Here is an 18,383-nt window from a genome sequence, read left to right as displayed (position 1 = left end):
TCAACTCACTTTCGTATTGAATCTATTGTATCATGAAAGAGGCAGAGAAGTGAAGAAAACTGAAACGGTTTCTGAAAAATTTTTCATTTTTAAACAAAAAGTGTTGAAATCTCTTTCATTATCTGTTAAATTAGGAGCATAATAAATTATAGAATTGAGGAATATGTTATGGAAAAACAAACTGTAACGATTTATGATGTTGCACGTGAAGCTGGCGTATCGATGGCTACTGTTTCACGAGTCGTAAATGGCAATCCAAATGTAAAACCATCCACTCGTAAGAAAGTTTTTGCTGTGATTGATGAATTGAATTACCGTCCAAATGCAGTAGCGAGAGGATTAGCAAGTAAGAAAACAACAACAGTAGGGGTACTTATTCCTGACGTCACTAACTTGTATTATTCAGCTCTCGCACGGGGAATTGATGATATTGCAACGATGTACAAATATAACATCATCCTAGCAAACTCCGATGAGAACGAACAAAAAGAAGTAAAAGTCCTGAACACCTTATTGGCTAAGCAAGTCGATGGTGTTATTTATATGGGAACAAAAATTACCGATGAGCTTAGAGATGAATTCGAACGCTCGCGCACACCAGTTGTCTTGGCTGGAACTGTTGATCCACAAAAAGAACTAGCTAGTGTCAATATTGATTACGGAAAAGCTTTAAAACAAAGTGTGGACTTACTGGTTAAAAATGGGAACAAAAATATTGCCTTTGTCTACAAATCAGATGAGGAAAATGTCAATGATGCCTTACGTCTAGCAGCTTACCGGGAAGCCTTAGAAGAAAATGGCTTAACCTACAACGAAGATTATGTGATCCAGGAAGCAAACTCATACAAAAATGGACAAGCTGTCTATGATCGACTAGCTAATCTTGACGCGACGGCAGCTGTTTTCTCTGATGATGAATTAGCAGTTGGCTTCTTGAATGTTGCGATTAATAACGGACTTAAAGTACCAGAAGATTTTGAAATTGTTACATCAAACAACTCAAAATTAGCTAAACTTTCTCGTCCAGAATTATCAACGGTTGTTCAGCCGTTATATGATATCGGTGCCGTAGCGATGCGTCTCTTGACTAAATTGATGAACAAAGAAGATGATATTAGTGATAAGCATGTCGTCTTGCCGTACCACATTGATAATAAAGGAACGACAAAATAAAATTTAACCCAAATAAATAAAACGCTTGCAAAATTATAATATAACTGATAACATTGGAGAAAAGAAGGAGGTGGCAATAAGAACTTTTCCAATGTTATTAATTATACTGTTAATAAGCAGTCGATTATATGAATTTATTTCACCATTAATTGTAAGCGGTTAAATATAAAATAATAGTATGTTCTCTTATATTTTTATATTAATGCTCAAAATTTAACATTGGAAATAATCAAACAGAGAAAGTGGTGATTTGCAACTGAGAGCACAGTAGCTGTTGGGGAAAAGGACAGGCTTAAGGAGGAAATATAATGTTCTGGGCATGCTCCGAACTCCGCGTTTAATTACCCACGTTATGCAACAGAAGAACATACGGCACTTCTCGATAAGATTCAATCAGATGAAGCCTTTGATGATGCTTTCCGAACAGAGGCCTTCAAAGAATGGCAAGCTTTCCGTATCAAGGAAGTACCGGAAATTCCAGCACTATGGACTACAAGTCTCTCAATCGTTAATAATCGGGTGTCAGCCTTTGTTCATGGCTCTAAACCTGGTACAGCCAAGGAACATGAAACATTCGGTTTACACCAAATTCAATTATTAGCAGAAGAACCCATGTCAGAAGATTCTCCTGCGCCATAAATGATGGCTATAGATATAAAAACCCCAGCCGATCAACATTTATATGTTGATTAGCTGGGGTTCTACATAGATAAGTTTATTGGTTATTGTTTTCTTCTTGGTTAAAGAGGCCGTTCAAGAAGTCTTGGATAGGTCCGCCACCACCTTCTTCAGTTTGACCCCCTTCATTTGGCGTTGTCGTATTATCTTGTGTGTTATCTGATGATCCTGATTGCTGCTGATTATTGTTTCTACTATTTCCTCTAGCAGCTGGTTGACTTCCCCGACTCCAGAAATTAGCTAATTCTTGGCTAGTAGCACCAATTGCAAAGTCATAGGTTGTTACACCAGGAACATTCTGAACACTGAAGTATCTAGAGACAATATTACCGCTAGCACGAGTTGTTCCCCCATTAGGAAGTCCAACAGTTCCCGGTTGCATTCCTGTTTCAGCGACAATATTAGCTGAGGTAATTTGATCAGATGGGAAGTAGAACTGTTCACCTGGTGCAACTAAATCAGGTCTAATTTCATAAACAGCATTCATATAACGAGCCCACATAATTTGACTACGATGGTGTGGCTGTTGTCCGTAGTCAAAGCCGACTTTTAAGTTTTGGTTTTCATAACCGAACCAGTTACCGAATGAGATTTTCGGTGTGGATCCGACAAACCAGAGATCGGCATATTGATCGGATGTTCCGGTTTTAGACATAAGATTGCTGGTACTGAAGTTCAGTAGACCCGTCAAGTAATTACCTGTTCCGTATGAACTATTGACAACTTCTTTTAACATTTGAACAAGTAAGAAGTTCGTTGCTTCATCCCAAATTTGTTCATTTTCAGGTTGGAATTCATAGATGACTTCACCGCGACCATTTTCAATTTTTTCGATAACATGTGGTTTATTGAAGTAACCACCATTAGCGATAGCAGCATAAGCTCCCGTAATTTCAGTGACAGTCATCCCGTTGCGTAATCCTCCAAGAGCCGTTGCAGCGTTACCGAAGTCTTCAGATGGAATGGCTGATTCGCCAATTCCCATACGTCGCATATAAGGTTCTGCTGAAAGCCCACGATTAAGCATAGACATGTAGATTTTCGATGTCGGAATGTTTTGCGAACGAGCGAGCCAATTTCGAGCAGAAAGCCATTCATTAGTTGCTACTCCGCCAGCATTTGTTACTTCGTGTGTTGACTGGCCACTTGGAACATAGTGTGGTGTATCAGGGATAATCGTTTCTGGCGTAATAATATGTTCTGCTAAAGCAGGCCCAAAAACAGCTAGTGGTTTAATTGTTGATCCACTTGAACGACGGGACTGGAAAGCGATGTTGAAATTATCATATTCATAATCACGGCCACCGACGAAAGCTAATATTCGACCGGTTTCATTCTCAACTAGGGTCGATCCTGTTTGAATTGGCATAATTTCTGATTGATAATTACCATCCTCATCCGTCCAGCCTAATTCACGTTCATAACCGAGGGAGTCGACATAATCACTAGTGACTTGACGTAAGCGGTCATTGATTTGCTTATCGAGAGTTGTTGTAATTTTAAGACCATCGGAACGTAGCAAGTAGTCAGCTCGTTCGTAGAATTCATTGTAGAGATCTTGATTATTACTTACTTCAGAAGCTTCGTGCTCACTTTGAGCAACCAGTTGATTAATAATGATGTCTCGTGCTTCTTTTTCAGCAATATCATAGACATATGAGCGTCGTTCTTCTGTTTCTTCGATTTCTTCACGTGGTAAGAAGTCTGCAGCTAAGTCATAAGCGACAGCTTCGTTATATTCTTCTTCTGAGATAACCCCTTCACGATACATACTGAATAAGACATTATCTTTTCGGGCTAATCCATCAGAAATATCTTCTTTCATGCCACCAATTTGAGTGAACGGTGTGTAACGGCTTGGACTTTGGGGCAAACCTGCAATAAAAGCAGCTTGTGGTAGATTTAAATCTACGGGTTCTACTCCAAAAATTCCGTGGGCTGCCTCATACAATCCCGCAATATTTTCACCGCGGTTATTGCGGCCAAATGGAGAGACATTTAAGTAAGACTCCAGAATTTCTTCTTTAGAGAAGTGTTTTTCTAAGCGAAGGGCCAACAACATTTCGTTGACTTTTCGTTCGTGGGTCACTTCATTGGTTAATAATTGTTGTTTGATAACTTGTTGGGTTAAGGTTGATCCACCGGTACTCTGAGAAGCTCCTACAATATCTTGAAGCAATGCTCGGAAGATAGCTTTCGGCACGATTCCTTGGTGTTCATAAAAATATTCATCTTCAACTGAAATAATTGCTTGGATGACTCGTTCTGACATATCCTCATATTCAATAGGTGTTCGTGAAAGGTCAGATCGCAGTTCACTAATTAAGGTACCATCAGCATAGTAGGCTGAGGATGTTGATGAGTATTCATTGATTTCTTCGCTAAGTTTTTCGACTGTTGGAATTTCTTTATCTACTAATGAGACGAAATACCCTAGACCGGCTCCACCGACGAAGGCTCCACCGATAGCGATGATGACGATTAAGATTAGTAGTAATGACTTTACAACGCGATAAACAATATCGAAGTAGTAGTAAAACTCTTCTAAGATTTGTTTGAATGTCCATTTTTTATATCGATTGCCACTCATAATATGATCCCTCACTCAAAAATTATTATATCCATTTAATTATATCAATAAAAACCGTCAAGTCAAAACTTAAAAGCAATTGATCTTGTTCTTTTTTAGTTTGATGTATTCACTTTTTAATAGATTTAATGTCATTGTATGAATGAATGACTTTGTTTTAGGAGAATAATAGTAATATTTATTAGCGTAGGTTAGTGTACGTTGAATAAAGCGTATTTAATTTTTAAAATTGAAAAAGCTAAAGCGTATGTATCATAATGATATAATACATAGAGAATAGGTTGCTTTTATTGAATGCATGTAGTACAATGTAATACATAAGGAGGGGTAAATAATGGCAATTGTATCTGTACGACTGAATAAAGAAGAAGAGCAAGTAATTAATGGATATGCCTTATTGACAGGTCAACCGATATCACAATTATTTAAGCAAGCGTTGATTAGAGAGATTGAAGATCAACTAGACTACAAGGTGGGGATTAAAGCGTTAGCTGAGCACGAGGATGACCCTCAGACATTTACCTTAGAGGATATGGCAGATGAGTTAGGAATTAATTTATGAGCTACCAGTTAATGTTAAGCAACAAAGCTAGAAAGCAACTTAAAAAGTTAGACCCTCCCGTAGCTGAGATGATTATACGGTGGTTGAAAGCTAATGTGGATGGTGTAGATAATCCTAGAAAGCATGGTAAGGCACTGACAGGGGAATATAAAGACTTATGGCGTTACCGTGTAGGGAATTATCGTATTATTTGTGATGTGAGAGATAGAGAACTAATTATATTAGCATTAGCAGTTGGACATCGAAAAGATATTTACAAGTAGCATCTATTAAGGGTGCTACTTTTTTAATGGGGCATCATCAAGTCCAACTTTAAGAAAAAAAAGCCCTACTAAATGATGAAATTATTCATCGTTTAGTAGGGCAGAGGTCACTTAAGCAAAGGTTGGTAAGCTTTCACCGATTGCTTCTAAGCGTTCTTGGACTTCTTCAGTACTTAAGTTGTGTTCTTTGACGTAGCGGTTTTCTGGATGAACACGGCATTCATGCGTACAACCGCGCAGATATTTATGTTCATTTTCTTCAGACATCAAGATTTGTTTGTTACAGTATGGGTTGGCACAGTTGACGTAACGCTCGCATGGTTCGCCATCGAACCAGTCGCGACCAATAATGGTTTTTTCTTTGCGGTTAATGTCGACACTAATTCGTTCATCGAAGACATACATCTTACCGTCCCAAAGTTCGCCTTGAGTTTCTTCATCGGTTCCGTAGTTGTGAATACCACCTTTTAGTTGTGCTACATCTTCGAAGCCTTCTTTTAGCAGCCAACCAGATAACTTCTCACAACGGATACCACCCGTACAGTAGACGACCATTTTTTTCTCCATGAATTGTTCTTTATTCTCACGAATCCAGTCAGGCAGTTCACGGAAGTTACGAATATCCGGGCGAATTGCCCCGCGGAAGTGTCCTAAGTCATATTCATAATCATTGCGTGCATCCAAAACAATCGTGTCTTCATCTAATAAAGCATCACGGAATTCAGTTGGCTCAAGGTGTTGGCCGGTAGTTTGGTTCGGATCCACATCTTCTTCGCCTAAGTTTAAGCTGACAATTTCTGGACGTGTACGAACGTGCATTTTTTTGAAAGCATGTTCGTCAGCTTCATCAATCTTGAATGGCATCTCAGCAAACCGTTCATCAGCATGCATAGCATCCATATATTTTTGGGTATTTTCGACTGTTCCGGATAACGTTCCGTTCAAGCCTTCATCGGATACTAAGATACGACCTTTTAATTCTAACTGATCACATAAGGCTTTATGCTCTTTACGAAAACGTTCTGGATCTTCGATATCCACATATTGGTAGTACAATAACACTCTATAATCTGACATATTACTTGTTCCTCCTACATTCTATAGCTCAAATATACAATGTGTATCTATTATATTATACCGATTATTCGGACTAAAAGCAACTTTCTGAGCTAGTAAAAATCCCCTGCACTTATGGGCAGGGGAGAGAAAGCTTAAGCAAATTTAACTGCAAGTTGATCGAATTCATCTAAGTCTTTCAACACAAGATCAATGGCAGATTGCCAGAACTTAGGTTGCGTTAAGTCAACATCTAAGTGTTTGGCAGCAAGATCTTCTGTTGACATGCTAGCAGTATCTTTCAGTAGGTTAATGTAGCGTTCTTCGAAACTATCTGGATTGGATTCAGCTTGAGCATAAATGCCAAGACTAAATAAGAAACCAAATGTGTACGGGAAGTTGTAGAACGGAACATCCGTACTGTAGAAGTGTCCTTTGCTCGCCCAGAATGTTGGGTGATATGAGCTTAAGGCATCTTGGAAGGCTTCTTGTTGAGCCGATTGCATTAAGTCATTGAGCTGATCAGTTGGGACAATCCCTTTTTGACGTTGATCATAAAAATTACGTTCAAAAATATAGCGGGCATGAATATTCATAAACATGACGGCTGCGCGCGAGTTTTTCTGGTCTAAGAGCGTGAGCTTCTCAGCATCACTATTTGCTGCTTGGATGGTTGCGTCAGTGACGACTAACTCGGCAAAGGTTGATGCCGTTTCTGCTACATTCATCGCATATTCTTGATTTAATCGAGGTTCATTACGGAGGACATGGCTGTGGAAGGCATGGCCTAGTTCATGTGCGAGTGTTGAGACGTTATCAGCTGAACCGGAGAATGTCATGTAAATACGTGATTGACCGCTTTCTGGTAAGTCGGCACAATAGCCACCTGGTCGTTTGTTCGGACGATCTTCTGCTTCAATCCAAGCTTCATCGAATGCCCGTTGAGCTAGATCCGCCATTTGTGGACTGACTTGACGGAAGTTTTTTACAATGAAATCAGCTGCTTCATCGTAGGTATATTCACTTAAATCAGCTCCTTCAACCGGAAGTGATGCCTCAACGTCTGCCCAGCCAAGTTGATCTAAGCCCATTAATTCAGCTTTTTTATTCAAGAAATCGACAATACGATCTTTATTTTTATCAATGGTTTCCCACATAACGTCGAGTGTTTCTTCTTTCATACGATTAATCTTGAGTGGTTTTTCCATGTAACTGTCTTTTCCGTGAAGTTCATAGTTATTTAAGCGGAAGCCGGATAAGTGGTTTAAGACGGTTTGGAAAAGAGGGGCTTTTTCTTGCCAAGCGGTTTCCCAAGCTTCAAGAACTTTGGCGCGTTCTTCAGGAGTCTCAGCGGATGTTAGTAAGTTATCAGCTTGTGCTGCAGAGTACTCTTTTAGCTCACCATCGCGTTCAATTTTAACGGTAACAGAAGCGACTAAATCATCATACATATCGCTCCACCCATTAAATCCGTCAACGGATAATTGATTGATCGCTGATTCTAAATCTAAGCTGAGTAGTTCTTTGGCCTGGTCGCGTTCTTCATTTAAACGGAAAGCAATGGACTGGAAGGGTTCATCTGCCAGTAGAGCTTGCCAATCATCATTATTGATAGTTTCTATTTTTTTCGTCAATTCAGTTGAGTAATTGCTGAATTGAGTGGCAAGTAAGCTTAATTTGTTAATGTGAATAGGAGCATGCTGGTCATCTTGCTTAGCTGATAAATGCGCCATCGAGAATGTAAAGCCTTGTGATAGGCCGTTAGAGATGTCATCAGATAAGTTGAAAATAGTTGCTAATTTATCAGCGTGAACCGCGCCTTCTTCTGGGGTCCATTTCTTTACCAATTCACCGAAACGGTCAATATCAGTTTGTAATGCTTCAATTTTTTCTTGTAATTCAGGAGAATTACTACCGCCTGAAAAGACGGATTCTAAATCCCAAACTTGTTCATAAGTCATAATTATCATCCTTTCGTATGTTCATTATTGTACACTAAGCCTATGTTAATATCCACTTTAAGGGTTGTTAACTGCATGGTTTTATAAAAAAGCAGCCAGCCATCACAAAAAGTGAGACAGCTAGATGCTTAAATGATGAATCTATTTATGTCGATTAGTGTCCAATTTCATAATTGTTTTCTGTATCAGTTCGAACGACAAGAACGTCACAGAGAGCAGAACGGACAACATTTTCAGAGACGGAACCGATGAAGAAGCGTTCGACCGTGTTTAGTCCGGTTGCGCCAAGCATAATCAGGTCAATATCATAATCATTTGGCAAGTCACGGGCGATCAATTTTTTCGGTGAGCCGTGTTCTAAGAGGAGATGTACATCACTCAGTCCATGGTTTTCGGCATATAACTTGCATGCATTTAAGGTAGAGTTAGCTTCGGATTTCGCTGATTTAGATACACTAGCGTCAAAAGCTTCGTACGGTTGAAAAGCGCGAGTGTCAATCACGTGAGTAATAAACAACGTGGCATCATTCCGTTTTGCGACAGCAACCGCTTTTCGCAATGCACGGTTAGCACTCTCAGATCCATCAACTGCGACAAGTATTCGTTGATATTCTTGTAACATTTGTCTCATTCCTTTCACTTAATTGTTATGTACAGTATACCAAAAATCAAACGGTTTCACAAAAGATAATAATAAAAGCCACTGATATAAGATAATCAGTGACCATTTTTTATGTACGAGGTATCCACTGGTGCCGATCCGTTGTCTGAAAGGTTGTACCCGCTATTTGCAGGTGGGCTTCTCCACTCACGCATCTGACGTCCAAGTGAAAAGGCTTGTCATGAACATGAGCTTTCGAATCCCAATGTATAAATGTTCGGTCAACTCGTTAAATAGACAACTCGAACACCTCAGATACCTCACTTATATATTAGCATGTCAGTGAAAAAATGTCAATTGCTCTCACCAATTCTTTCAAATCGGAAGCATTCTCTATGTGACTACGTATTTAAATAGCACATTATTGATCCGTGTTAAATTTTTCAAATTGTCGAGAAAGGGCGGTTTCAAATTTGCTATTTGTTTTTGGCATGTAATATTGTGCTTTAGCAAGGCGATCAGGTAAATAATCTTGCTTAACCCACGCATTATCATAGTTATGAGGATATTTGTATCCTTGGCCGCGTCCGAGTGAATCGGCTCCTGAATAATGAGTATCTTTTAAGTGCTTGGGAACTTCACCGGCTTTTCCTTCTCTAATATCACTAATAGCTTGATCCAGTGCTTTATAAGCTGTATTAGATTTAGGAGAGAGGGCGAGTTCGACGACCGCATTGGCTAGTGGAATCCGAGCTTCAGGTAAGCCTAGGCGGAGAGCTGCTTGAACAGCAGTCACTGCTCGGGCAGCACCAGCTGGATTAGCTAAGCCAATATCTTCATAAGCTGTCACCATTAAGCGGCGACAGGCTACTTCTAGCTCACCAGCGACCATTAGCCGAGCTAAATAATGGAGTGATGCATCCACATCACTGCCACGAATTGATTTTTGGAAGGCGGAGATAACATCATAGTGAGCATCACCATCCTTATCATGGGTAAGTGCTTGGCGACCAATACATTCTTCAGCGATTGGTAAGGTAATATGAATCGTTCCGTTAGTGGGAGCAGTTGATTCAGCCGCCAATTCTAAGGCATTCAAGCTACTTCTTAAGTCACCATTCGTCGCGCGGGCGAAGTGTCTGAGTGCTGCTTCATCCACTGTTAGTTCCAAATGCCCTAATCCATTCGTGTCATCATCTAGAGCACGGTTTAGCGCTGAGATAATATCAGCTTCTTGCAAGGGGTTGAGTTCAAAAATCTGACTTCGACTTCGAATAGCCGGGTGAATGGATAAGTATGGATTTTCCGTTGTTGCTCCAATCATAATAATACGTCCACTCTCCAAGTGTGGCAGAAGAAAATCTTGTTTTGGCTTGTTTAAGCGGTGGATTTCATCAAGAAGCAAAATAACAGTCCCACTCATTTTGGCTTCTTCTACGACCACATTCAAGTCAGATTTGGAGTCAGTGGCTGCATTCAGCATTCGGAAGGCATATTTGGTCGAACCCGCAATGGCGCTGGCGATGCTGGTTTTACCAATACCTGGGGGACCATAGAGAATCATCGAGCTCAGACGTTTGGCTTCCACCATTCGCCAAATTATTTTACCTTCGCCGACAAGATGTTGCTGTCCGACGACTTCATCAATAGATTCGGGTCGCATGCGATAAGCTAAGGGTTGTTTCATCTGAATTATCCTTTCTTAGATATTTATAAATCAAGGTTTAAAAGTTATATATAGCTACCATCGGGATTGCGCAAGGATACTTCAGAACTAATCAATGTCATCTGTTCTTGCGAAGAGAGATCGCGTACGAGAAGTTCTCCGGTTGCTTCAATGCCTAGCACCTCAACATCTCGGCGCTTATCTCCCTGAACAACAGTGACAATTTCGCCAATAACCGCTGATTCTTGCCGACAAATAGATAAAAAGGGTTCTGGATCGAGGGATTGCTGGTAGTCTTGGTAAAATTGCTCAAAATATTGTAAAAACTGTGCAATTAATTTATCTGCAAAAAAAGGGGCCTCTGTTTCTAAGGCAAGTGATGTTGCTTTTGTATGGATTTCAGTGGGGAAGTCTGTCTGAGACTGATTGAGATTGATTCCGATACCGATTGTAATAGCTTGTAAAACTTGGCGTTCAAACATGGCTTCAGTTAAAACGCCCGCTACTTTTCGTCGGTTGATAAGTAAATCATTGGGCCATTTTATTGCTATAGGTAGACCGGTTTCTGACAGGGCTTGCTGCAGAGCAGCAGCCGTCAGTTGCGTTAAGAGAGTCGGTTTCATCTGAGCAGCGAACTCCTTCAACACGATGCTGAGAGAGAGACTTTTACCAATGGGACTGGACCATTTTCGCCCGCGACGTCCACGTCCAGCTGTCTGACTGTATGCTAAGAGGACACTGCCATGATCGATGGTCGATAAGTTATTACTAACATATGTATGCGTAGAATCAATCGTTTCAAAGAGATATAACCCCTGATTGCCGAAAGTTTGTGTGTTGAGATAGGTCTTAATGCCAGGGATAGAATAGAGAGGCGAAGCTAATTGCAAGCCACTATTGTATGAATGAATGACGAGACCTAGCGCTCGTAATTCTTCCACCGCTTCGGTAATCTCAGCAGCAGAACAATTGAATTGTTGACTTAGTGTTTCTGTTGGGACGGGGTTAGGGAATTGTTTATTTAATTGAAAAATAAGATGAGAATGCATAAGAACTCCTTCTAAATTATGAAAATTAGTCAGTCTATGCTATAATTATAAGGACGAAATGAACTGTAGTCAATGAATATGAGAATATAGATAAAAGTAGATCAAATAAAGGAGAATTATTGTGTCAAATGTTAAAATTATCCCCTTAGGTGGGGTTCGCGAAAATAGTAAAAGTTTGTATGTAGTGGAGGTGGATACCCAAATATTCGTATTGGACTGTGGATTGATGTTCCCAGAAGGTGAATTATACGGTATCGATGCCGTGATTCCTGACTTCACTTATTTAAAGCAAAATAAAGAGCGCATTGCCGGTGTATTTTTATCACACGGACATGAAGATGCGATAGGAGCATTACCGTACTTTATCGATGAATTCAATGTGCCTGTATTCGGGTCCGAGTTGACGATTGAGCTGGCTCGCTTACAAGTTGAATCAGTGATTGGGAAAGGGAACTTCTCTGATTATCATGTTGTAGATTCCAGTCTGGCGATTGACTTCGGTGAGGTGAAGGTGCATTTCTTCCAAGTGACGCACACGATTCCTGATGCTATGGGGATTTCTATCGAAACACTGGAAGGACATGTTGTTTATACGGGGAACTTTAAGTTTGATCAGAGTGCAGATGGTCCGTACCGTACGAACTTAAACCATATTTCAGATATTGGGAAAGAACGCGTTCTAGCGTTGCTTAGCTCATCACTAGGAGCGGAAAGTCTTGAAGAGAATGCACCAGATAAACGAGTTCAAAGTGTTGTGACAGAGATCTTCCAAGATGCGCCGACTCGTATTATTGTAGCAGCTGTCCAGAGTAACTTACTGCGCATCCAGCAAATCATTAATGCAGCCCACGCGACGAATCGTAAAGTCTTTATCTCTAGCTCAAAATCCCAAGATATTATTAATGTAGCTATTGACTTAGGAAAACTAACATTGCCGAAAAAAGACATCTTACAATCTATATCGGACTTGGAGAAGTTCCACGATGATGAGACTGTTATCTTGGAAACTGGCTCAAGTGGAGAACCGATTAAAGCTTTACGCGAGATGGCAACTAATCAACATCCTAACATTGGTATTCGCAATGAAGATACTGTCTTTATTGCAACCAACCCATCAGTAGCGATGGAAGTGGAAGTAGCTGAATGTGAGAACTTGATTTATCGTTCAGGAGGCGAAGTGGTCAAGTTATCCAACCAAATTAAAGCAAGTGGACATGCGACACCGAATGATCTGCAATTGATGATGAACTTACTTCACCCGGAATACTTTATTCCCGTCCAAGGAGAGTACCGCGTCTTAGCCGCCCACGCTCGCTTAGCGCATGAGACAGGTATTCCACACGAACACATTTTTACTTTAAGCAATGGGGATGTTGTGGAGTACAAAAAAGGCAAAATGCACAGTACCGGAACGGTTCCAGCTGATAATACCTTAGTTGACGGTATTGGTATTGGAGATGTTGGCAATATTGTCTTACGTGATCGTCGCCTACTGTCTAACGACGGAATCTTCGTGGCTGTCGTAACGATTGACCGTCGCAAACAAAAGATTGTTGCCAACCCCCACATTGTTACACGAGGCTTTGTCTTTGTGAAAGCTAATTATGACCTTATTAATGAATCGACTACAATTGTGGAAAAAGTGATCCAACAAAACTTGAAGCATAATGATTTCGATTGGGGTTCGATTAAGTCAGAGATTCGCAATGAATTGAGCGATTACCTCTTTAAAGAAACAAAACGGCGCCCAATTATCTTACCGGTTATTATGGAAGTGAACCAAAGACGCTGGTATGATAAATAATTGAGGACTGTTTGTATCCTATAAAATATAGTCAAAGGGAGAGCGGAGCTTCTAAGTTAGCTCTGCTCTTATCTACATAAAAAGGAGATTAATATGTCATATATCTCAACTATTTTTTGGTGGTTTATAATCATCAACTCGACCTTAGCTATCTTTACCATCTTTCGTGACAAGACTCGTGATATAGCCTCGATTTGGGCATGGCTTTTAGCCCTTATTATGTTGCCGGGGATTGGATTTATTGCTTATTTGTTCTTCGGTCGAGGCATGAGTGATAAAGATATTTACGATATTAAGCAACAGGATCAGATTGGATTACGCGAATTGAAAGACACCTTAACCGAACGATATGAACATCAACATGAAGCAAGGGATGAAGTATTTTCTAATAATAAAAAGGAAATGGTTTCTCTGTTCCAAGGATTGGATAATGCAGCACTAACACGTGATAATGAAGTTGATATTTATTCGGATGGTAAGGAAAAGTTCGATCAGTTATTGGAAGATATTAAGCAAGCCAAGCATCATATTCATCTCGTTTATTATATTTTTCGAGGGGATAAGATTGGTCGTGCCATTGTGGATGCACTGGAAGAGAAGGCTAATCAAGGTGTCGAAGTACGTGTTCTATACGATCCGGTGGGTACTCGGTGGATGACGCGATCATTTTTTAAGAAATTAAAATCATTCGGTGGGCAAGCCTGTCCATCATTCGGTGAACGGATGCATATTTTAAATATGCGCTTGAACTATCGTAATCACAGAAAAATAGTTGTAATTGATGGAAAGATTGGCTACACTGGGGGCTTCAATGTCGGGGATGATTACTTAGGAGAATATCCGGAAATGGGTTATTGGCGTGACACGCATGTCCGAATTGTCGGTAATGGGGTACTCCCATTGCAGACCCGCTTTTTAACCGATTGGAATGCATCAGCTGATGAGGCACAACAAGTTCCTTACGATAACCAGTATTTTCCTATTCAAGAGACAACAGGTGATGTCGATTTGCAAATTGTCTCTAGCGGTCCGGATAGCACCGAACAACAGATCAAAAAAGGCTTTATTAAGATGATTAGCTTAGCACGTGAATCTGTTTATATCCAGACACCGTACTTAGTGCCAGATGATGCCGTGTTAGAGACGATTGATATCGCCTCTAAGTCAGGGGTAGAGGTTCATGTCATGATTCCAAACAAACCGGATCATCCCTTTATTTATCAGGCAACGTTGAGTTATGCTGAGCAATTAGTTGAATACGGCGCTCATGTGCATATTTACGATGGGGGCTTCTTGCATGCGAAGACTATAATTGTAGATGATGAGATGTTAAGTATCGGAACAGCTAATTTCGATATCCGTAGCTTCAAGTTGAACTTCGAAGTTAATACCTTCATGTATAGTGAAAAACTAGCCCAAGCCTATCATGCTCAATATATGAGTGACTTACAACATGCTTATGAATTAACGCCGGATATTATTGCCAACTACTCACTCTGGGAACGCTTCAAGCAACAATTCTCTCGCTTATTCAGTCCTATCTTATAATATATACAAAGCTCCGTACCATCATTATTGTTTCGATGAGTACGGAGTTTTTCAGTATGTATAAACAAGGATGACCCCCTGTTGATGTGTATCATTGGGTACGTTTTATATTTTCGAATTTTTTGCCTCGTGCAAGTTCATCTATTAATTTGTCCAAGTAGCGAATATTTTGCATTAGCGGATCTTCGATATCTTCAACACGTTTCCCACAGATAACTCCTTTGATTAATGTACGATTTGGATGTAACTTAGGCACTTGGTCGAAGAATTTTTTGAATGATACATTAGCCTCCAACTGTTCATGCAACTCATCTTGGCTGTAGCCTGTTAGCCAACACATCAGCTCATCCACTTGCTCAGCAGTCTTACCCTTCTTCTCAGCCTTGTTGACATAATGCGGATACACCGCACTCACCGCCATATCAAAAATCTTATGTCTCGCCATGTCATCATCTCCTTCACATTCATTATAACATACGAAACTAAACTCATATAATGTGAATGAGTCAAGTTGCCCGGGCTAGACTTATCGGTAAAACAAGATGAAATGAGCAGCGATTGCCTGAAATACTCATGGGTTTCGACGGACAATATGATAAAATAAGGCTAGATAGTAGCCCTACAAATAAGGAGATGTTTCATATGAATCAGGAATCACACTACCAAAACCTACAGCTACAACTACACGACACTATGACACAACTCGATAAAATGATTAGCCAACTAAAATCGGCTAAACAGTGGTCATGGGTAGACTTGTTAGGAGGCGATTTGTTCTCAAGCATGGTTAAGCGCAAAAAAATGAAAAACATTAGCAGTGACCTACAAAAACTCCAACCTCAATTAAATGCTTTGAAACATAATTTGCAAGATGCCAATATTCAGGTGCATAGCTCCTTTGATCACTCAACATCGCGCCAATTTTTTGATATATTCTTCGATAATGCCTTTACTGATCTTAAAGTACAAGATGAGATCAAACAATTACTGACTGAACTAACGACACTTCGTCAAGTCTTAACTACGTATCAGCAGCAGATTGATAAGGAGTGAATTATTGTAAAGTGTTCCATGATTAAAGTCATTTTAGGGAATTAATAGCATTGCCTAATTTACTCATGTGCGAGATAGTTGTGTAGGGTAGAATGTAGTTGTAATAAAATGGAATACACAAAGTTGACAAAATAAGATGTAATGTTTTTGGTTTAGATTATTTTTAGAAGGGGTAATTATATGAAATATTTACCATATACATTATTGATAGTCGCAGCCGTTTTTTTATATAGTTTTGTACAAAAAATAATAGCTTCGAGATCTCTTAATTTAGATGATCCAATAATCATTATTGCATGTATTACTGGATTTTTTGTGTGGCGCAACTATCAAAAAAAGAGAGAAAATTAATCATACCTTGTTTATTCACATTGAGCTTATAAGTAGAGATAAATATTTATGCTGATAAAGAGGGCTAACAGTTGTCTTACTTTATCAGCATTTTTAATTGATTGATACGTTACTATTAATTTATGCTTCCCCTCTAGAATGACGAGGGAATTTTTGAAGAGTATCTCATGCGATATATGATTAGTCATTTTCAACGAAAAATACATATGCCAAGTAGAAAATCTAATATTGCCAATTTTACTCATGTGATTGATCAATTTGTGAGATAGAATACAGTTGTAACAAAAGGGATGTACGGGAGTTGACATAATAAGAAACACAAGAAGACAATAAAAGCAGAAAAAAATAAATTAGATGAGGATTATGTAAAAAAAGCCGATAAGTACTAAATCTAGGAGATGATAAACATGAATATCACATTTAATAATGTCAACAAAAAATACGGCCGAAAACAAATTTTGCAAGATATTAATATTACCATTCCAGAAGGCAAGATTTATGGATTTATCGGAGCGAATGGTGCGGGGAAAACAACCGCAATGAAGATTTTGACTGGATTGACGCCGGCGAGTAGTGGGACAGTCACTTTTGATGGGAAGGAATTAAATCAGCTAGAGAATAAAGCAAAAGCGTTCGGAGCGTTTATCAGTACACCGACGTATTACGAGAATTTAACGGCATATGAAAATCTAGCAATTATTCAAGATGTCTTAGAAGAATCTAAAGATGAGATTGATCGCGTACTGGAGATTGTTGGCTTGACCGACGCGAAGAACAAAACAATTGCTGAGTATTCATTTGGAATGAAACAACGGTTGGGATTAGCGTTCTCCTTTTTAAATGATCCAGATATTTTGATTTTAGATGAGCCAACGAATGGACTGGATCCGAAAGGCATTGTGGAAATTCGAGAATTACTGTATTCATTGTCTAAAGAGCAAGGGAAGACGATTTTTATCTCAAGTCATAATATTTCAGAATTGGAATCGATTGCTGATATGATTGGCATTATCCAAAATGGTAAATTGATTTTTGAAGGAGAGCTTGATGAATTATACGCAAGTGGCGAAAGTTCTTACTTACTGGAAGTAGATAACATTGAGCAAACCGAATCAGTGCTTAGCAAAGAAGCGATTTCCTTTACAAACAAGGAACACAAATTCCAAATTAAATCGTCTAAGCAACGTATTCCTGAAGTGATTAGTGCATTAATGACTCACGATATTGACATATTTGAAATTACACCGAACAAGAACTTAGAGCGGATTTTCTTAGACTTAACGGACGGAGATGACGGACATGTGGACACTCATTAAAAATGAATTTAAGACTAAAGGTAGTCAACCTGTATTTTACATTATATTAGGTATTATTAGTTTACTGCAGGTATTAATGGTAACCATGATGATTAAATTTTTTGATACCATTACGGTGAATTCTCCATTTTTAAAAGCACCATTTCGTGTAAATAATGCATTTTATCTAGGTCGTTCATTTTTCTTTACGGTTATAGTTGGCGCTATTATAGGTTACTATATAATATCGGTGGAATATAAGAATAATACATGGGAAATGTTGTTATTAGGCACAGGAGATAAAAAGAAAATATTGTGGTCAAAGTTTATAACTAGTACTCTGTATTATTGGGGCTACCAAGTCATTGCATATATACTTTTTTTAATTATCCAAATGACGTACTTTAAATTATCTGTTGATTGGCAATTCTCAATGTTAGCATTATTATCTCTCATATTTTCATCTCTTATTTTATTTACGCTCCAATTGATGGCCCATTACTTTATTAGTAATGGGACGTCAGCAATTACTTTTGCAGTTGTTTTAATTATTTTAATAATATTGATGGGACGCATTAGTAAATTTATGAGTTATATTGTAGTCTCATTGACTTCTCAATATTTACTGGTTATCGTTCAATTTAATGTGATGTACTTTTTGGGTATTATCGGATTAAATATTTTTGGAGCTATAATTTTAATGCTATTTGTTAGCAAAAAATTTAACTTATAG

At 39.0% G+C, this 18,383-nt stretch carries 15 protein-coding genes and 1 other RNA gene; 8 read left to right on the top strand and 8 right to left on the bottom strand.

Annotated elements, in window-relative coordinates; all coding sequences use genetic code 11:
* Nucleotides 1-168 precede the first annotated feature (168 nt).
* Entirely contained in the window at nt 169-1,173 is a 1,005-nt protein-coding gene (gene ccpA, locus HMPREF9703_RS06260) for a catabolite control protein A (RefSeq protein WP_004636458.1), read from the top strand.
* Between the two features lie 715 nt (nt 1,174-1,888).
* Here ccpA and HMPREF9703_RS06255 read toward each other — a convergent pair.
* A complete protein-coding gene (locus tag HMPREF9703_RS06255) occupies nt 1,889-4,441 on the bottom strand; it encodes a transglycosylase domain-containing protein (RefSeq protein WP_004636456.1) in 2,553 nt (850 codons plus the stop codon).
* 334 nt (nt 4,442-4,775) lie between these two features.
* On the opposite strand from HMPREF9703_RS06255, the gene relB reads away from it, so the two are divergent.
* A complete protein-coding gene (gene relB, locus HMPREF9703_RS06250) occupies nt 4,776-5,003 on the top strand; it encodes a type II toxin-antitoxin system RelB family antitoxin (RefSeq protein WP_004636455.1) in 228 nt (75 codons plus the stop codon).
* Nucleotides 5,000-5,266: a type II toxin-antitoxin system RelE family toxin gene (locus HMPREF9703_RS06245; RefSeq protein ID WP_004636454.1), complete on the top strand. Its 267-nt coding sequence runs from the start codon at nt 5,000-5,002 to the stop codon at nt 5,264-5,266. Before relB ends, HMPREF9703_RS06245 begins: the two co-directional genes overlap by 4 nt.
* Nucleotides 5,267-5,377: 111 nt before the next feature.
* On the opposite strand, the gene trhO is transcribed toward HMPREF9703_RS06245, so the two are convergent.
* From trhO to HMPREF9703_RS06220, 6 genes are all read right to left on the bottom strand, one after another.
* The gene (trhO, locus tag HMPREF9703_RS06240; RefSeq protein ID WP_004636453.1) at nt 5,378-6,343 is read right to left on the bottom strand and encodes an oxygen-dependent tRNA uridine(34) hydroxylase TrhO; all 966 of its coding nucleotides are present in this window, start codon (nt 6,341-6,343) and stop codon (nt 5,378-5,380) included.
* Between the two features lie 134 nt (nt 6,344-6,477).
* Entirely contained in the window at nt 6,478-8,283 is a 1,806-nt protein-coding gene (locus tag HMPREF9703_RS06235; protein WP_004636452.1) for a M3 family oligoendopeptidase, read from the bottom strand.
* Between the two features lie 154 nt (nt 8,284-8,437).
* A complete protein-coding gene (locus tag HMPREF9703_RS06230) occupies nt 8,438-8,905 on the bottom strand; it encodes a universal stress protein (RefSeq protein ID WP_004636451.1) in 468 nt (155 codons plus the stop codon).
* 117 nt (nt 8,906-9,022) lie between these two features.
* A non-coding RNA gene (ssrS, locus tag HMPREF9703_RS08775) (6S RNA) lies at nt 9,023-9,205 on the bottom strand.
* Nucleotides 9,206-9,305: 100 nt separating this feature from the next.
* Nucleotides 9,306-10,571 carry a replication-associated recombination protein A gene (locus tag HMPREF9703_RS06225; protein WP_004636450.1) on the bottom strand — a complete coding sequence of 422 codons (1,266 nt, stop codon included), beginning with the start codon at nt 10,569-10,571 and terminating at the stop codon, nt 9,306-9,308.
* Between the two features lie 44 nt (nt 10,572-10,615).
* On the bottom strand, nt 10,616-11,599 hold the full coding sequence (locus HMPREF9703_RS06220) for a biotin--[acetyl-CoA-carboxylase] ligase (RefSeq protein ID WP_004636449.1): 984 nt from the start codon (nt 11,597-11,599) through the stop codon (nt 10,616-10,618).
* Between the two features lie 121 nt (nt 11,600-11,720).
* Here HMPREF9703_RS06220 and HMPREF9703_RS06215 point away from each other — a divergent pair, with 121 nt between their 5' ends.
* Complete coding sequence (locus HMPREF9703_RS06215; protein WP_004636448.1) at nt 11,721-13,403, top strand: ribonuclease J; 1,683 nt, start codon at nt 11,721-11,723, stop codon at nt 13,401-13,403.
* 93 nt (nt 13,404-13,496) lie between these two features.
* Entirely contained in the window at nt 13,497-14,951 is a 1,455-nt protein-coding gene (gene cls / locus HMPREF9703_RS06210) for a cardiolipin synthase (RefSeq protein WP_004636447.1), read from the top strand.
* A gap of 91 nt (nt 14,952-15,042) precedes the next feature.
* On the opposite strand, the gene HMPREF9703_RS06205 is transcribed toward cls, so the two are convergent.
* On the bottom strand, nt 15,043-15,396 hold the full coding sequence (locus HMPREF9703_RS06205) for a DUF2200 domain-containing protein (RefSeq protein ID WP_004636446.1): 354 nt from the start codon (nt 15,394-15,396) through the stop codon (nt 15,043-15,045).
* 197 nt (nt 15,397-15,593) lie between these two features.
* Here HMPREF9703_RS06205 and HMPREF9703_RS06200 point away from each other — a divergent pair, with 197 nt between their 5' ends.
* The 3 genes from HMPREF9703_RS06200 to HMPREF9703_RS06190 all read left to right on the top strand — a co-directional run bounded on the left by HMPREF9703_RS06200 (nt 15,594) and on the right by HMPREF9703_RS06190 (nt 18,383).
* Nucleotides 15,594-16,004, top strand: coding sequence for a hypothetical protein (locus HMPREF9703_RS06200; protein WP_004636445.1), 411 nt, complete (start codon nt 15,594-15,596; stop codon nt 16,002-16,004).
* 758 nt (nt 16,005-16,762) lie between these two features.
* Nucleotides 16,763-17,671, top strand: coding sequence for an ABC transporter ATP-binding protein (locus HMPREF9703_RS06195; protein ID WP_004636443.1), 909 nt, complete (start codon nt 16,763-16,765; stop codon nt 17,669-17,671).
* Entirely contained in the window at nt 17,655-18,383 is a 729-nt protein-coding gene (locus HMPREF9703_RS06190) for an ABC transporter permease (RefSeq protein ID WP_004636442.1), read from the top strand. The genes HMPREF9703_RS06195 and HMPREF9703_RS06190 overlap by 17 nt, the downstream gene beginning before the upstream one ends.

Source organism: Dolosigranulum pigrum ATCC 51524, from assembly GCF_000245815.1.
Taxonomy (GTDB): Bacteria; Bacillota; Bacilli; order Lactobacillales; family Carnobacteriaceae_A; genus Dolosigranulum; species Dolosigranulum pigrum.
This window is presented reverse-complemented; position numbering and strand designations above follow the sequence as displayed.

Bases quoted from the DNA above. Each gene is read 5' to 3' on its own strand.
- ccpA (WP_004636458.1), top strand. From the start codon at position 169: ATGGAAAAACAAACTGTAACGATTTATGATGTTGCACGTGAAGCTGGC.
- HMPREF9703_RS06255 (WP_004636456.1), bottom strand. From the start codon at position 4,441: ATGAGTGGCAATCGATATAAAAAATGGACATTCAAACAAATCTTAGAA.
- relB (WP_004636455.1), top strand. From the start codon at position 4,776: ATGGCAATTGTATCTGTACGACTGAATAAAGAAGAAGAGCAAGTAATT.
- HMPREF9703_RS06245 (WP_004636454.1), top strand. From the start codon at position 5,000: ATGAGCTACCAGTTAATGTTAAGCAACAAAGCTAGAAAGCAACTTAAA.
- trhO (WP_004636453.1), bottom strand. From the start codon at position 6,343: ATGTCAGATTATAGAGTGTTATTGTACTACCAATATGTGGATATCGAA.
- HMPREF9703_RS06235 (WP_004636452.1), bottom strand. From the start codon at position 8,283: ATGACTTATGAACAAGTTTGGGATTTAGAATCCGTCTTTTCAGGCGGT.
- HMPREF9703_RS06230 (WP_004636451.1), bottom strand. From the start codon at position 8,905: ATGTTACAAGAATATCAACGAATACTTGTCGCAGTTGATGGATCTGAG.
- HMPREF9703_RS06225 (WP_004636450.1), bottom strand. From the start codon at position 10,571: ATGAAACAACCCTTAGCTTATCGCATGCGACCCGAATCTATTGATGAA.
- HMPREF9703_RS06220 (WP_004636449.1), bottom strand. From the start codon at position 11,599: ATGCATTCTCATCTTATTTTTCAATTAAATAAACAATTCCCTAACCCC.
- cls (WP_004636447.1), top strand. From the start codon at position 13,497: ATGTCATATATCTCAACTATTTTTTGGTGGTTTATAATCATCAACTCG.
- HMPREF9703_RS06205 (WP_004636446.1), bottom strand. From the start codon at position 15,396: ATGGCGAGACATAAGATTTTTGATATGGCGGTGAGTGCGGTGTATCCG.
- HMPREF9703_RS06200 (WP_004636445.1), top strand. From the start codon at position 15,594: ATGAATCAGGAATCACACTACCAAAACCTACAGCTACAACTACACGAC.
- HMPREF9703_RS06195 (WP_004636443.1), top strand. From the start codon at position 16,763: ATGAATATCACATTTAATAATGTCAACAAAAAATACGGCCGAAAACAA.
- HMPREF9703_RS06190 (WP_004636442.1), top strand. From the start codon at position 17,655: ATGTGGACACTCATTAAAAATGAATTTAAGACTAAAGGTAGTCAACCT.